The sequence below is a fragment of the Qipengyuania sp. Mu-71 genome (assembly GCF_036867055.1).
Classification (GTDB): Bacteria; Pseudomonadota; Alphaproteobacteria; order Sphingomonadales; family Sphingomonadaceae; genus Qipengyuania; species Qipengyuania profunda.
Map to the genome: position 1 here is coordinate 2,043,222 of NZ_JBAJHR010000001.1, position 13,677 is coordinate 2,056,898.

Genomic DNA, 13,677 nt, shown 5'->3' on the forward strand with positions numbered 1-13,677 from the left:
ATCAGTTCTCCATCCCGGGTTTCAAAATGACCTTGGTCCACTCATTCTGCTGTTCCTTGAAATTCTTGTAGCCCTCGGCTGCCTGTTCGAGCGGCAAGCGGTGGCTGATCAGGAACGTGGTATCGAGCGTGCCATCCTCGATCTTCTCGAGCAGCTGCTTGGTATATTTCTGGACATGGGTCTGGCCGCCGCGGACCTGCAGGCCCTTCTCCATCATCGCCCCGAGCGGCCACTTGTCGGTCATCCCGCCATAGACGCCCGGGATCGAGACCTTGCCGCCGAACCGGACCGCGAGAATCGCCTGCTTCAGCGCGCTCGCGCGGTCGGCGCCCATGCCGACCTTCTGCTTCACGACGTCGAACATGTTGTCGATGGCGAAGCCGTGCGATTCCATGCCGACCGCGTCGATCACCGCATCCACGCCGATTCCGCCGGACATTTCCATCAGGGCCTCGCGCACATCGGTCTCGCGGAAGTCGATGATCTCCGCGCCCAGCTGCTTCGCCAGTGCGAGACGGTTCGGATAGTGGTCGATCGCGATTACCTTGGAGGCGCCCATCACGATGGCCGATTGGATCGCGAACAATCCGACCGGGCCGCAGCCCCACACCGCAACCGTATCGTCGGGCTGAATGTCGGCATTTTCCGCCGCCATCCAGCCGGTCGGGAGGATGTCCGAAAGGAACAGCACCTTGTCGTCTTCCAGATGGTCGGGAACGACGATCGGGCCAATATCGGAAAAGGGCACGCGGGCGTATTCGGCCTGTCCGCCCGAGTAGCCGCCGGTCAGGTGCGAATAGCCGAACAGCGCGGCCATCGGCTGGCCGTAGAGCGTCGCCGACATATCCTGCTTTTCAGCCGGGTTGGAATTGTCGCAGGCGGAATATTGCTGCTGCTTGCAATGGAAACAGCCGCCGCAGCTGATCGTGAACGGCACGACGACGCGCTGCCCTTTCTTCAGATCGCTCGCAGACCCCGTCTCGACGACTTCGCCCATGAATTCATGGCCCAGCACATCGCCCGGCGCTACGCCGGGAATGACGCCATCATACAGGTGAAGGTCGGACCCGCAGATGGCCGTGCTGGTGATCTTGATGATCGCATCGCGGGGATTGATGATTTCCGGATCGCTGACCGTGTCCACGCGAACGTCGTTGGTTCCATGCCAGGTAAGTGCTCGCATCATCCGTTCTCCTGCTTGGCTGCACGGGTTTCGTCCCGCGTTCGCGCCGAAGTCGCTATTTCCCCGGTTTCCATGAGCATCTTGAAACGCTTCAGATCATGCCGGGCCTGAACCTGCGGCTCGCGCAGGAACAGCTTCGCCACCGCTCGGCCGAGCGCGCCTGCGGGCGGGTCGTAGGCCATCACCAGACTGACCCTTGTTCCGCGCTCGCCCGGTGCATCCTCGAAGCGAACTTCGCCGCTGGTCTCGATCTCGGAATCCTCGACCGAGCGCCAGGCGATCGACTCGTCCTGCTTCTTGCTGGCGATTTCGGTTTTCACCGCGACCGTCTGGCCCGCGGGGGCCTTGATCCGCCAGGTCGATGCTCCGTCTGCGCCGGCTTCGATCGCTTCCACATTCTCCATGAATTGCGGCAGGTTGGAGAAGTCCGACCAGAATGCGAACAGTTCGGCTCGCGGCTTGCGGATGGTTACCGATCGGCCGACCTGCGCGTTGTCGCCTTCAGGCTGGCGTTTGGTATGGTTGGCGGCATCGTCATATCCGCGATTTTGGTGCCTGTTGGACAGGAACGCTCCGAATGCGATCGCTCCGGCAGTTAGAACGACGCCGCCCAATCCGGCGCCGATTTTGGAATTTTGAGACATAGATTTTCTCCGCGACATGATGACGCAGCGAATTCCCGCTCAAACAGTTCCGGACATTTTCGGCGAGGCGTTGGTGGGTTGGGGTCAATCCTACCGAGGCACTGTTCGGCGCCGCTGCGGGCCGCGTGCAGGCCTCAGCCGTGCTCGCCCAGCGCCTCGCGCAAGGGGGCGAGCCATGGTGCGTAGGGTTTCCACGCATCCTGTCCGCTACGGTTGATCGGCTGGCGGACCTGCTCGCTGCTCGCGGTGCGCACCGCGCGGCGGGTGGTGTGGAAGGCGAGGCATTGGTCGTCGAACGGCAGGCCGAGATAGTCGAGCATGCGGCGCGTCTGCCCTTCGAGATCATCGAGCACGTCTTCGTGCTGCACGCGCAGGATCTTGCCCGGCAGCACCGCGTCCCAATGGTCCATCAGCGCGACATAATCGGCATAGTAACGGCCGATCTCGGGCAGGCCGTAGGTGAACTCCTGCCCCTCGGCGAACAGCTGCTTGAAGCCCGAGAAACAGCAATCCATCGGTGCGCGGCGCGCGTCGATGATCTTCGCATTCGGCAGGATCAGGTGGATCAGGCCGATGTGGCGGAAGTTGTTGGGCATCTTGTCGATTAAAAATGGCGCGCCCTGCCGGTGCACGCGGGTATCCTCGATGAATTTCGCGCCGAAGGCGGAAAGCTGTTCGGCGGTCAGGTCGTGCAGCACTTCGGGATAGCGCGACTGGCCTGCCCGGCGCCCGCGCAGGCGGTGGGCCAGCGCGAGGATATTGGGCAGTTCCAGCGTCCCGTCGATCTGGCTGTGGCTGGCGAGCACCTGCTCGAGCAGCGTCGAACCCGCGCGCGGCAGGCCGAGAATGAAGATCGGATCGGGTGCCGGATCGCCCGCGCCGTCATGTCTGGCGAACAACTCGGGCGTGCAGATGTCGCGCTGCCGGGCCAGTTCGGCGCTCATCGCGTCGGCGCTGTAGCGGGTCTGCGCGCGCTTGAGCGTATTGCCGCGCTCGTAATGCACGAAGCTGTCCGCGTAGTCGCCGCGGTCCTCCAGCGCCTTGCCCAGCGCAAAGGACAGGTGGACCCGGTCCATGAAGGCGAGATCGGGACGCGCCGCCTGCTCGCGCATCCGCTCGATCTCGTCGTCGGTGAAGCGATAGGTCTTGAGATTGGCGAGCGCATACCAGGCATCGCCATGGTCGGGTTTGGCCGCAAGCGCCGACTGGTAGCTGGCGACCGCATCCTCCTGCGCGCCGGTGGTCTTGAGCGCATGGCCCTTGCTGGTCAGCGTCGCGGGATCGCGCGGCAGCGTGACAAGCACGGCATCGAACAGTTCGAAGGCGCGTTCGTAATCGCCGGTCTGCATGCTCTCGATCGCCAAATGCGACTGGAACAGCGGGTTATCGGGATCGCGTGCATGGAGCGCCTCGGCCTGTTCGCGCGCCTGCGCGAATTTCTGCCGCCGCCGCAGCGCATCGATATAGTCGAGCCGGATCTGGATGTTGTCGGGTTCGAATGCCTGCGCGCTGTCGAGCAGGAACTCAGCATCGTCGAGAATGCCCAGCTTGATGCCGATCTGAGCCAGCAGCCGCATGCCTTCGACATTGCGCGGATTGGCGCGCAGGAAATGGCGGCAGATTTCCTCTGCCCGCAACAGCCGGCCTTCGTGGAGATGGTGCGTGACCGCGACCAGTTCGCGCGGGAGCGCGGCGATACGTTCGGCCTGCGCGCGGGCCGCTTGCGCCTCGGCGGAGCGCCCCCGGCCCTGTTCGAGCTCGGCCAGCGCGCGCCAGCTCGCATCGAGCGCGGGATTGAACCGTGTGGCGCGGCCGAAAGCGGCGATGGCGGCGGGGATATCGCCCGTCGCGCGCGCAAGATGCCCGGCTTCCTGCCATGCGCGGCCGTATTCGGGCATGGCGGCATGGAGCGCCGCCAGATGCCGGTCGGCCTCGTCGAAATGTTCGAGATAACGCGCCGCGACCGCGGCCAGATACAGCGCTTCGCCATCCGCAGGATCATCGATGAGCAAAGGTTCGACCAGCGCCGACCCCTTGGCGAAATCGCCCGCCTGCAGCGCCTGCTGCGCCTGCGCCAGCCTGTCATCGCGTGTCGTCATTGCCTGTGACCCTTACAAAGGGAAACGGCGGAGGCGAACCCGTGTTCGCCTCCGCCGCCCGTTTTCCAAAGGCAGGGATCAGTAGTCGTAGCCGACCCTGATACCGACCGTCAGCGGACGGTTGGTGCTGATCCGTGCGCGATCATTGACGTAATTGCCCGAAATCTGCGCGCGTTCGTCGAACAGATTGTCGCCGAACAGCTCGAACTTCCAATTGTCCGAGGTGATCCCGGCGGCGAAATCGACCACGGTGTAGCTGTCGAGCTCGAGCTTGTTGATCTCGATCACATCGGTGAACTTCGACGCCGAATAGCTGACCTGCGGCTGGACATAGGCGCCCAGCGTCGCGGACAGGTCCCATTCGTAACGGACGCGCAGATTGCCCTGGAACGACGGCGCGAACGCGAGGTCCGAACCCTCGACGACATCGGACGTCGGGATCAGCACTTCGGTGATCTCGGTATCGAGCACCGAGACGGCACCCGCGACCGTCAGCCCCGGCGCCGAATAGGGCGCGAAGGTGAAGTCCGCCTCGACGCCCTTGATCCGCGCATCCGCGGCATTGGCCGAGAAGAACAGATTGGTGATCGAGGGATCGAAGATTGTCGTCTGCAGACGGCTGATGTCGACATAGAAGGCGCTACCGTTGAAGCGGAACTGGCCATCGGCAAGATCGAGCTTCCAGCCCAGTTCGTAGTTCTTGACTTCATCGGTTTCGAGTTCGAACGGCACGGTGAAGCCCGCGCCATTGGTCGCGCCGCCGGGCCGGTTGAGCAGGCCGGGACGGAACCCTTCCGAATAGGTCAGGTAGAACAGCAGGTCTTCGGTCGGGGTGACCGTTGCCGTCGCCTTGTAGATGAACCCGTCGGTCTTGGCCGTGTCGGGCGCGCGGACGGCGTTGAACACCTGCTGCGCCTGCGTTGCCGAAAGACCTGCTGCCTGGATATCGGCAAGGCTGTCATCGAGATCGAAGGTCTGCCGCAGCGAGGCATCGCACGAGCCGATGAAAGTGTATTCGCCGTCGCCATCGTACAGATCGTTCAGATCAGTGCCGAAGGCGTTGGCATCGCTCGCGGCGCCGCTGTTGCAGAAGCTGCCATTGGCGCTGCCTTCGAAATCGACTTCGATATCGTAATAGCGCGCGCCCAGCGTGACGGTGAGCAGGTCGGGTACGATGTCGAAGCTGGCTTCACCGAAGATGCCCCACTGCTCGTCCGTCCGGCGGATGTCGTTGCGGAAGATCGTTTCGGCGGGGAACGGGCCGGGATCGGTGGTGAACCCTTCCTGCGGGAAGTTCGGGGCAAACGGGCCGAAGGGCTGCGCAAGGACATTGCCCGGATAGGCGAAGTCATTGCGTTCCTTCAGCTCGAGGTCCGAATAGAACCCGCCGGCGGTCACGCGCCAGCGGTTTTCCGCCGGCGTGCTGAAACGCAGTTCCTGCGTGAACACGGTCGTCTTGCTGGCCGAGGTCACATAGAGATTGGGTGCCTGGCAGGTCCCGCTCGGATCGGCCGCGCCGGGATAGCTGACGCTGCCGTCGCAGATGTAATACGGCAGGTACTGGCCGACGAAGAGATAGTCGGAATAATCGACGCGCTGCTCGGTTTCGCGGTCGGTATAGGCGCCGGTATAGACGACATCGAGCATCGCCAGGCGGCCTTCGACCGTCCAGCTGGTGTTCGAGAAATCGTCTTCGAGCCGGTCTTCCTCGTAGCGCTGGATCTCGAGGTCATCGAGGCCGCCGAGCTCGGGATCGGCGAAGAATACGCCGTCGCTTTCGACGCTCTGGCGCGAATGCGCGACGGTCACGGTCCAGTCGGGGGTGATTTCCCACAACGCGGTCGCCCGGAAGCCGGCGTATTGCGTGTCGTTGAAATCGTCTTCGACCATGCCGGCGTTGTCGGCATCGATGAAGTTCACGTTCGACAGATCGGCATCGGCCTGGAAGCCGCCGCGCAGCGCGCTGACGGGCACGCCGTTCGAACGCACCGTTCCCGCGGGGCGGAAGCGCGCGCTTTCGCTGGCGTTGCGGGTGCCGGCAACATTGTCGATGTAACCGCCCTGGTCGTCGAGATAGACCACGCCGCGCAAAGCGAAGGTGTCGGTGACGGGCACATTGACCATCGCATCGACCTTGTAGCTCGACTCGCCGCCCTTGGTGAAGGACACGCCGGTGTTGAACCCGGCATCGAAGCCGCCAAGGTCGGGCTTGTTGGTGATCAGGCGAACGACGCCGGCCTGCGAACTGGCACCGAACAGCGTGCCCTGCGGACCCGAGAGCACTTCGATCCGCGCAAGGTCAGCGGCATAGACATCGAGGTTGCGACCCGGCTGCGCGAGCGGCTGCTCGTCGAGATACATGGCGACATTGGGCGCGAGGCCCGCAACGCCCGCGGTGGTGAGGTTGGGCGTGGTCGAGGCGAGGCCGCGAATATAGATCGTGCTCTGGCCCGGGCCGCTACCGCCCGCAGTGACGGTCGGCAGCTGCTCGAGGTAATCCTCGAAGGTGTCGATGGCGAGCTCTTCGAGCCCTTCTTCGCCGATCGCGGAAACCGAGACGGGCACGTCCTGCAAATCTTCGCTGCGCTTCTGCGCGGTCACGATGATGACGTTGACGCCGCCCTGGCGTTCCTGCGTGGCAGGAGTGGTGTCTTGCGCCGCAACAGGCGCGGCGGATGCAATAGCCAGCGCGCCCAACGACGCACCGCTTACAAGATATTTCATTTCGGGAAGCCCTCGCTCTCGATTATGTCTCAATTGCCTCGCGGACAGACCCCGGTCCGACCGGCAAAAACAGGGCGCGAATTCAGATTGAACTCTTCGCCCTCGAAAGCAGTAACAAGCTAAATCGAACGCGGCCACCGGAGACACCGGATAGGCGGGGGATTATGGTCACGCCTGTGACATCGAAACAACATTTAATTCAGCCAGACAGATTACTTTTTCAATTTGCCATGAAGATCGCAAATATTCAATTTGGTGACTTATAATTTGAAATTGCGCCTGTTATTTACTTATACAATGCGCAAATATCCACCAAGTGGCCGCAGATATCCATTTCGATCCGCCACCAATTGCCCAAAACTCTAGGAAAGCGGTTACTTGCCGGCAGCGATTTCGTTGCAGGCCTGCGCAGTAGTAGGCACCCCGTGATGCTTGCGCCGCAGGTCGTAGGCCACCGCCTTGAGGATCGCGACGCCCATGATCGCCACCACAAAGCTGAACGGCAGAGCGCCGATGATCATGGTGATACGGATCGCATCGATCCCGCCGAGGATCAGCATGCTGCCGACCACGAAGGCCAGTGCCGCACCCCAGAACAGGATGTGGTGACGCCGCTCGCCTTCGCTTTCCCAGCCCCGTTGATCGTGTTGACGATCAGGATGGCGCTGTCGGCGGAGGTGATGAGGTAGGTCATCAGCAGGAGCACCACGAGGCCCGAAACGACCGAGGCCATCGCGGGGTCGAGAAGCACCGCCAGCGTGGCGAACAATTGGTCCGAGATCCCCGCCTCGAGAATGCTGCCCTGCGCCGCGCCGCTCAGTTCGAGATCGATCGCGGTCCCGCCGACGATGGTCATCCACGCGAAGCACATCAGCGAGGGCACGAGGATCACGCCGAGAACATATTCGCGGATCGTCCGTCCGCGCGAGATGCGGGCGATGAACATGCCCACGAACGGCGCGAAGGCGATCCACCACGCCCAGTAGAACACCGACCAGTCGAGTTGCCATTGCACCAGTGCATCGCCGAATTCGCCGCCGCCCTGAAACAGCGTCAGCGAATTCGGAACGAGCGTACGGAAGTAATCCCACACGCCCACACCCAGCAGTTTCAGGCCGTAGAGGCCCGACCCGGCCACGAGGAAGAGCGCCAGCAGCGCGAAAGACAGACCCATGTTGAGATTGGAAAGCCATTTGATCCCCCGGCCCACGCCGGAGAGCGCGCTCAGCGTGGAGGCCCCGACCAACACGAAAAGCGCGACGATCACCGCGAGGGCGGAGGACGACCCGTCGGGATCGAGCAACCAGTCACCCATACCCAGGCGGGCGAGTCCGGCGACGAACTGCTCCACGCCAAGGCCCATTGTCACCGCCACGCCGAGGATCGTCGCAACGACCGCGACGATATCGACCACATGTCCCCACCCGCCCGAGAGACGCAGGCCGAACAGCGGTGCGAGCGCCGAGCGGATGGTCAGCGGCAGATCGCGGCGATAGGCGACATAGCCGATCGCCAGCCCGACCAGCGCATAGGTGCCCCAGGCGGCGAAGCCCCAATGGAGGAAGGTGTAGACATAGGCGGGACGGATCGCTTCGGCGGTCTGCGCCTCGATCGCGCCGCGGATAATGTCGGGATTGTTCGCGAAATGCGCCATCGGCTCGCCGGTCGAATAGGTCAGCATGCCGATCCCGATGCCCGCGCCGAACAGCATGGCGAACCACGAGAAGCGCCCGAATTCGGGCTTTTCGCCGGGGTTGCCGATGCGCAGGCTGCCCGACTGCGGGACGATCGCGAGCACGAAACACACCAGCATCAGGAACGCCACAAGATAGACGTACCAGCCGGAGAACGTGGCGATGATGCTCGAATTGGCAGCGGTGAGCGTTTCGCTCGCGCTGACCGGAAAGAAGATCGCCCACATGATCAGCAGCGAGACGATGATCTTCGAGGGGATCGTCACTTCACGGCTGAAGCCATCGTAAAATCCGCGGGAGGCGGTCTTGATCGGTAAATCTATCAGCGGAGGCTCGACTGGATAATCGGTCTCGGCTGTCATGCTATCTCCTGCCCTTGCACACCCTGGCGGGTGCGAAGTGGTCGTATGTTTCGGGGGGACCGTGTGGGGGAAGCATAGAAAGCGGGGCGCAAGATGCAAACGTCTTGTCCCCGGAACGCAGAAGGGCCGCCCATCGGGGCGGCCCTTCGCTAGTCCAAAACGGACGAGACGGTGTCAGGCAGCCTTGGCCTTGGCCGTGCCCGCGGGCGCCGTCGAAGTGTGCGGCGGGGTGGTGGTGTCGTCGCCCGCCTGCTTCTTGTCGATGACCTTCTTGACGACGTAGCCGCCAACGCCGAGCGCAACCATTGCAGGCAGGCTCATCCGGCGCAGGACGCTGGTTGCGACCACGCCGAGCGCGGCACCGCTGGCGCCGCCGATACTTCCGGTTTGCTTGGCGAGCCTGTCGCCGACAAATGCCCCGATTACCTTGCCGATCATATCGATTTCTCCTTTGGAAAACCAACGGCCCCGCCGCCCTCTGGTTCCGGAGAAGCGAGGCTAGCGCCCGATCCCCTGCGTCAGCAAGATATTGGCACGGCGCGCGATTTCCGCGAAATCGGGGTCGCCCTCGCGTCCCCAGATGACATAGCGCAGGCCGAGGAACACATTCATCCCCATCAGCGCCCAGGCTTCGGGCGTGCCCAGCCCTGGGGCGAATTCGCCGCTATCGCCACCCAGTCTGAGCCGCTCCTCGATGCGGGCGCCGATGGTCTCGTAATGCGTGCGGTAGCTGTCAGGATCGACGAATTCGGCTTCGTCGATAATGCGGTAGATTTCCTTGTGCTCGGCGGCGAATTCGAGAAACGCGCGCAGCGCGGCGCGTTCGATCTCGAGCGCACCCATCGACGGGTCGAGCGCCTCGCGCGCCGCCTTGCCGACGCCCGCGCTCATATCGGAAACCAGCGCGCGAAAGACCGCATCCTTGCTATCAAAATAGGTATAGAACGTGCCCAGCGCGACGCCCGCGCTGCGGGTGATCCCGCTGATCGAGGCTTCGTGAAACCCTTTGTCGGCAAATTCGGTCGCCGCTGCGTCGAGCAGTTTGCGCAGCGTCTTGCGCCCGCGCTCGGTGCGCGGCGTCTTGTCGCTTGGGCGGTGCGTTGCGGCCAATGTCGATCCCTTCGAATGCACGGCCAGCCTATCAAATCGCACCCCCTGCGCAACAACAAACTTGAAAGGTGGTTCAGGTTTCAGTATTGTGCCTCCAACAAGATAATCGGGAGGGAGATACCGAAATGCGTCCGACACAGATTCTAACCGCCAGCCTGCTTTGTGGTGCAGCGACTGCCGCGCTTGCCGCAGCCCCTGCACAGGCCCAATCCGCCAGTGACGAAATCGCCGAGGCCGCACCCGCTGCCGACGACAATGTCATCATCGTCACCGCGCGCCGGCGCGAGGAGCGGCTGATCGACGTGCCGGTGGCCGTTACCGCAATCAGCGGCGAAGAGCTTTCGCGGCGCGGTGCGCTGGACATTACGGATGTCGGCCAGAGCGTGCCCAACGTCACTCTCGAAGCCAGCCGTGCGACCAATTCGACGCTGTCGGCCTTTATCCGCGGGATCGGCCAGCAGGACCCCGTTTCGGGATTCGAACAGGGCGTCGGCATCTATCTCGACGATGTCTATCTCAACCGCCCGCAAGCCGCGGTGCTGGATATCTATGATGTCGAGCGCATCGAAGTCCTGCGCGGTCCGCAGGGCACGCTCTATGGTCGCAACACGATCGGCGGCGCGGTCAAATACGTCACGCGGCGCCTGCCGCTCGATCCCTCGATCGAAGTGCGCGCGACTTACGGCACCGACGACCAGGCCGAAGGCGTAATTACCGCCTCGGCGCCGATCAGTGATCTGGTTCGCGTCGGCGGATCGGTCGCGCGGCTGTCGCGCGGTGGGTTCGGCGACAACCTCACCACCGGCCTGGAAAACTACAATAAGGATATTTGGGGCGGCCGGATGAGCCTCGAGGTCGGCGGCTACGGCGAGCCCGGCTTCATCCGCATCCAGGGCGATTACACCAAGGATACGAGCGATCCGCGCGGCGGCCACCGGCTCATCCCCGGGCTGGTGTCGGGCGCGCCCGTGCTCGACAATGTCTTCGACACGCGCGGGGCGCTCAACGATCCCGAGCAAGAGGTCGAATCCTACGGTCTGGCGATGCATACCGAAATCGAGTTGGGCGACGCGCTGACACTGCGGTCGATTTCCGCTTGGCGCAAGGACGACAGCTATTCGCCGATCGATTTCGATGCGCTCCCCGCGGTCGATCTCGACGTGCCCGGCGCCTATCTCAACGAACAGATCAGCCAGGAATTCCAGCTTCTGTGGGATAATGACGGACCGTTCGCCGGGCTGCTCGGCTTCTACTACCTCGATGCCAAGGCGGATACGCTGTTCGATGTGCGCATCTTCACCACCTTCGCCGGCCTGACCGCTTTCACCCAGGCGAATGTCGACACCGAAACCTTCGCCATCTTCGGCGACTTCACCTATGATCTGACTGACCAGTTCAGCCTGTCGGTCGGCGGACGCTATACCTGGGACGAACGCAGCGCGGAAATCCTGCGGCAGAACTATCTCGGCGGCGGGTCGCCCGAGTTTGGCGGGGCGGGCGTACCCTTCGGGGCCGCAAGCACCGATTTCAACGGCAGCCGCGAGTTCAAGAAGTTCACGCCGCGTGCCTCGCTCAGCTTCATGCCGACGCCCGATCACAATATCTACGCCAGCTATTCGAAGGGCTTCAAGGGCGGCGGCTTCGACCCGCGCGGGGTCGGCACCAACGCGCCGGCAGCCACGCCGGGGGCGCCGACCGATTCCGAAGTGGCCGCGTTCCTCAGCTTCGCACCCGAAGAGGTCGACAGCTACGAAATCGGCTACAAGGGCAATATCGGCATCCTCAACATCGCCGCCGCAGCCTTCTATGCGGACTACACCGATGTGCAGATACCGGGTTCGGTCGCCTGTGAAGTGGGCGGATTGCCCAGCTTCTGCGGCGTGGTATCGAATGCCGGCAAGGCGACCTTCAAGGGAGTCGAACTGGAAGCCAATGCCCGCTTCGGCGGTGGTTTCGGCCTTGCTGGGTCGCTCGGCTATATCGACGCGCAATACGATGAATACATCACCAATATCGGCAACACGCCGACCGATGTGGCAGCGTTTCGCGTGGTCCAGAACACACCCGAGCTGACCGGCAGCATCACTGCCAGTTACGATACGCCGGTTGGCGCAGGCGATCTCTATCTGGGAACGACGCTGTCCTATCGCAGCAAGACCAGCCAGTTCGAGATACCCAACCCCTATCTCGACCAGGGCGGCTATGCGCTGCTCGACGCGAGCGTGGTCTATAGCGCGCCCGACGATCGCTGGAGCGTGGGGCTGTACGGGAAGAACCTGCTCGACAAGGAATACAAGACCAGCGGCTACACCTTCGTTGCCACCGATCCGGTCACCGGCGACATCGTCAATGGTGCCAATGGGTTCCCCGTCCCGACGCTCGGGCCCGAGGGTACGCTTACGGCGTTCTACGGCAACCCGCGGCAGGTCTTCGCCACGGTTACCTTCAGCTACTGATCGACTAAGACTGGCAAAGGGGCGGGAAGTTCGCTTCCCGCCCCTTTTGCATGCCTATTCGGCCAATCGCATGCGGGGTAACGCCGGAGCGTCGCCCACCGGAATGCCGTATGTTTCGGTATAGTCCGCAAACAGTGCATCCACCTCGCTCTCGCCCAATCCGAATTCCCCGAGGCTGTAGCGATGCGGGTGCCGCTTGAGCCGGGCCGAACGGTCGAGATAGTCTTCCATCCCCGCGACCGCAGGTTCCATCTCGAGATCGAGGAAGCGGTAGAGGCGCTCCATCGTGCCGCGCCAGTCGGTTTCCATGTCCTCGTACTGTACATCGATCATCCGTTCGCGCGGGATCGCGTCACGCGCGGCGCGCATCCGGGCGACCATGGTCGCGGTTTTTCCCAGCCAGTCGCGGCCGGTCTGCGCGGGATCGTTGTGATCCGAATAGATAATGGTCTGGTTCCAGGCGAGCGAGGCAGCGCTGCCGACCACCTGCTTGGGATCGCGGTGGGTGAAGATCAGCCGCGCGTCAGGGAAGACTTCGAGCAGCGCGGGCAGGTCGAGCATGTGCTGCGGCGTCTTGAGGATCCACGGGCGCAGCGAACTTTCCTGCTGCGACCAGCCGATCAGGCGCAGCAGGTTGGCCATGTGCCGGTAAGCGGGAATGGCGCTCTCCTCGTGGCACCATTCGGCATAGGACGGCACATTCCACTGCGCTTCCCACTTCATGCCATACATCGACGCGGCAACGAGGCCGAGTTCCTCCTCCGGCTCGTAGGCGCCGGTCGGATGGATCGACAGCGTGCGCGGGTTGGCGAGCCGCGCGACCTTCAGAATGCGCGCGGCCAGCTTGGGCCGGAAGTCCTCCGCCTCGCCGGCCAGCACCTGCTCGAACTCGGGCCGGGGCACCGGGCTGATGGTTTCGAAACTGCGCAGATGGGCAAAGCGCTGGTCGGCCGCGAGCAGGCGGTGGAGCCGCGTGGTACCCGATCGCATCGGGCCGACGATAACCACCGGGTTCTTGAGCGGGCGCGCGAGGATTTCCGGGTGCCGCTTGAACCACATCTGCGTGTAGAGCCGGTCGCGCAGCACGTGGTGAAACATCTTCATGGCGGAAAATTCGCCCGCCGCGTTGAGCTGGGCTTCGCGTCTCACGCTGTCGAGCAGGACTTCCAGGGGGCGTTCGAACCAGCCATCGCCGAAATCGTCGAGCCCGGTGGCCTGTACGGCCTCTTCCATAAGGAAGTCCTTTTCCAGCCGCGCCGGGCCCATAAGCCCGAGTTTGCGTCCGCCCCGGATCACCCCGTCCGCAATATCGATAAAGCGCGTGCGGCGCGGCGGCTGGATCGGCTGGTCGTTCAAGCTGGCAGCCCTTTCAAGCTTTTCGATGTCCCCCTGAACGTCCGGGGCC

General features: G+C 63.3%; 10 protein-coding genes. 1 reads left to right on the top strand and 9 read right to left on the bottom strand.

Going from position 1 to position 13,677, the window contains the following annotated elements; translation table 11 throughout:
- Position 1: 1 nt before the first annotated feature.
- The 8 genes from V6B15_RS10125 to V6B15_RS10160 all read right to left on the bottom strand — a co-directional run bounded on the left by V6B15_RS10125 (position 2) and on the right by V6B15_RS10160 (position 9,816).
- Entirely contained in the window at positions 2-1,183 is a 1,182-nt protein-coding gene (locus tag V6B15_RS10125) for a zinc-dependent alcohol dehydrogenase (protein ID WP_334201039.1), read from the bottom strand.
- Positions 1,183-1,827 (bottom strand): SRPBCC family protein, encoded by a 645-nt coding sequence (locus V6B15_RS10130; protein WP_334201040.1) that lies wholly within the window; start codon positions 1,825-1,827, stop codon positions 1,183-1,185. Before V6B15_RS10130 ends, V6B15_RS10125 begins: the two co-directional genes overlap by 1 nt.
- A gap of 134 nt (positions 1,828-1,961) precedes the next feature.
- Positions 1,962-3,926, bottom strand: a complete 1,965-nt coding sequence (locus V6B15_RS10135; RefSeq protein WP_334201041.1) for a sulfotransferase — start codon at positions 3,924-3,926, stop codon at positions 1,962-1,964.
- A gap of 78 nt (positions 3,927-4,004) precedes the next feature.
- The gene (locus V6B15_RS10140) at positions 4,005-6,650 is read right to left on the bottom strand and encodes a TonB-dependent receptor (protein ID WP_334201042.1); all 2,646 of its coding nucleotides are present in this window, start codon (positions 6,648-6,650) and stop codon (positions 4,005-4,007) included.
- A gap of 374 nt (positions 6,651-7,024) precedes the next feature.
- Entirely contained in the window at positions 7,025-7,222 is a 198-nt protein-coding gene (locus V6B15_RS10145) for a hypothetical protein (RefSeq protein ID WP_334201043.1), read from the bottom strand.
- A complete protein-coding gene (locus V6B15_RS10150) occupies positions 7,204-8,706 on the bottom strand; it encodes a BCCT family transporter (protein WP_334201044.1) in 1,503 nt (500 codons plus the stop codon). Before V6B15_RS10150 ends, V6B15_RS10145 begins: the two co-directional genes overlap by 19 nt.
- A 174-nt stretch (positions 8,707-8,880) precedes the next feature.
- Entirely contained in the window at positions 8,881-9,144 is a 264-nt protein-coding gene (locus tag V6B15_RS10155; RefSeq protein WP_253518903.1) for a hypothetical protein, read from the bottom strand.
- Positions 9,145-9,204: 60 nt separating this feature from the next.
- Complete coding sequence (locus V6B15_RS10160) at positions 9,205-9,816, bottom strand: TetR/AcrR family transcriptional regulator (protein ID WP_334201045.1); 612 nt, start codon at positions 9,814-9,816, stop codon at positions 9,205-9,207.
- Positions 9,817-9,941: 125 nt separating this feature from the next.
- On the opposite strand from V6B15_RS10160, the gene V6B15_RS10165 reads away from it, so the two are divergent.
- On the top strand, positions 9,942-12,272 hold the full coding sequence (locus V6B15_RS10165) for a TonB-dependent receptor (RefSeq protein WP_334201046.1): 2,331 nt from the start codon (positions 9,942-9,944) through the stop codon (positions 12,270-12,272).
- Positions 12,273-12,326: 54 nt separating this feature from the next.
- Here V6B15_RS10165 and V6B15_RS10170 read toward each other — a convergent pair whose 3' ends face one another.
- Positions 12,327-13,628, bottom strand: coding sequence for a sulfotransferase family protein (locus V6B15_RS10170; protein ID WP_334201047.1), 1,302 nt, complete (start codon positions 13,626-13,628; stop codon positions 12,327-12,329).
- Between the last annotated feature and the right edge of the window lie 49 nt (positions 13,629-13,677).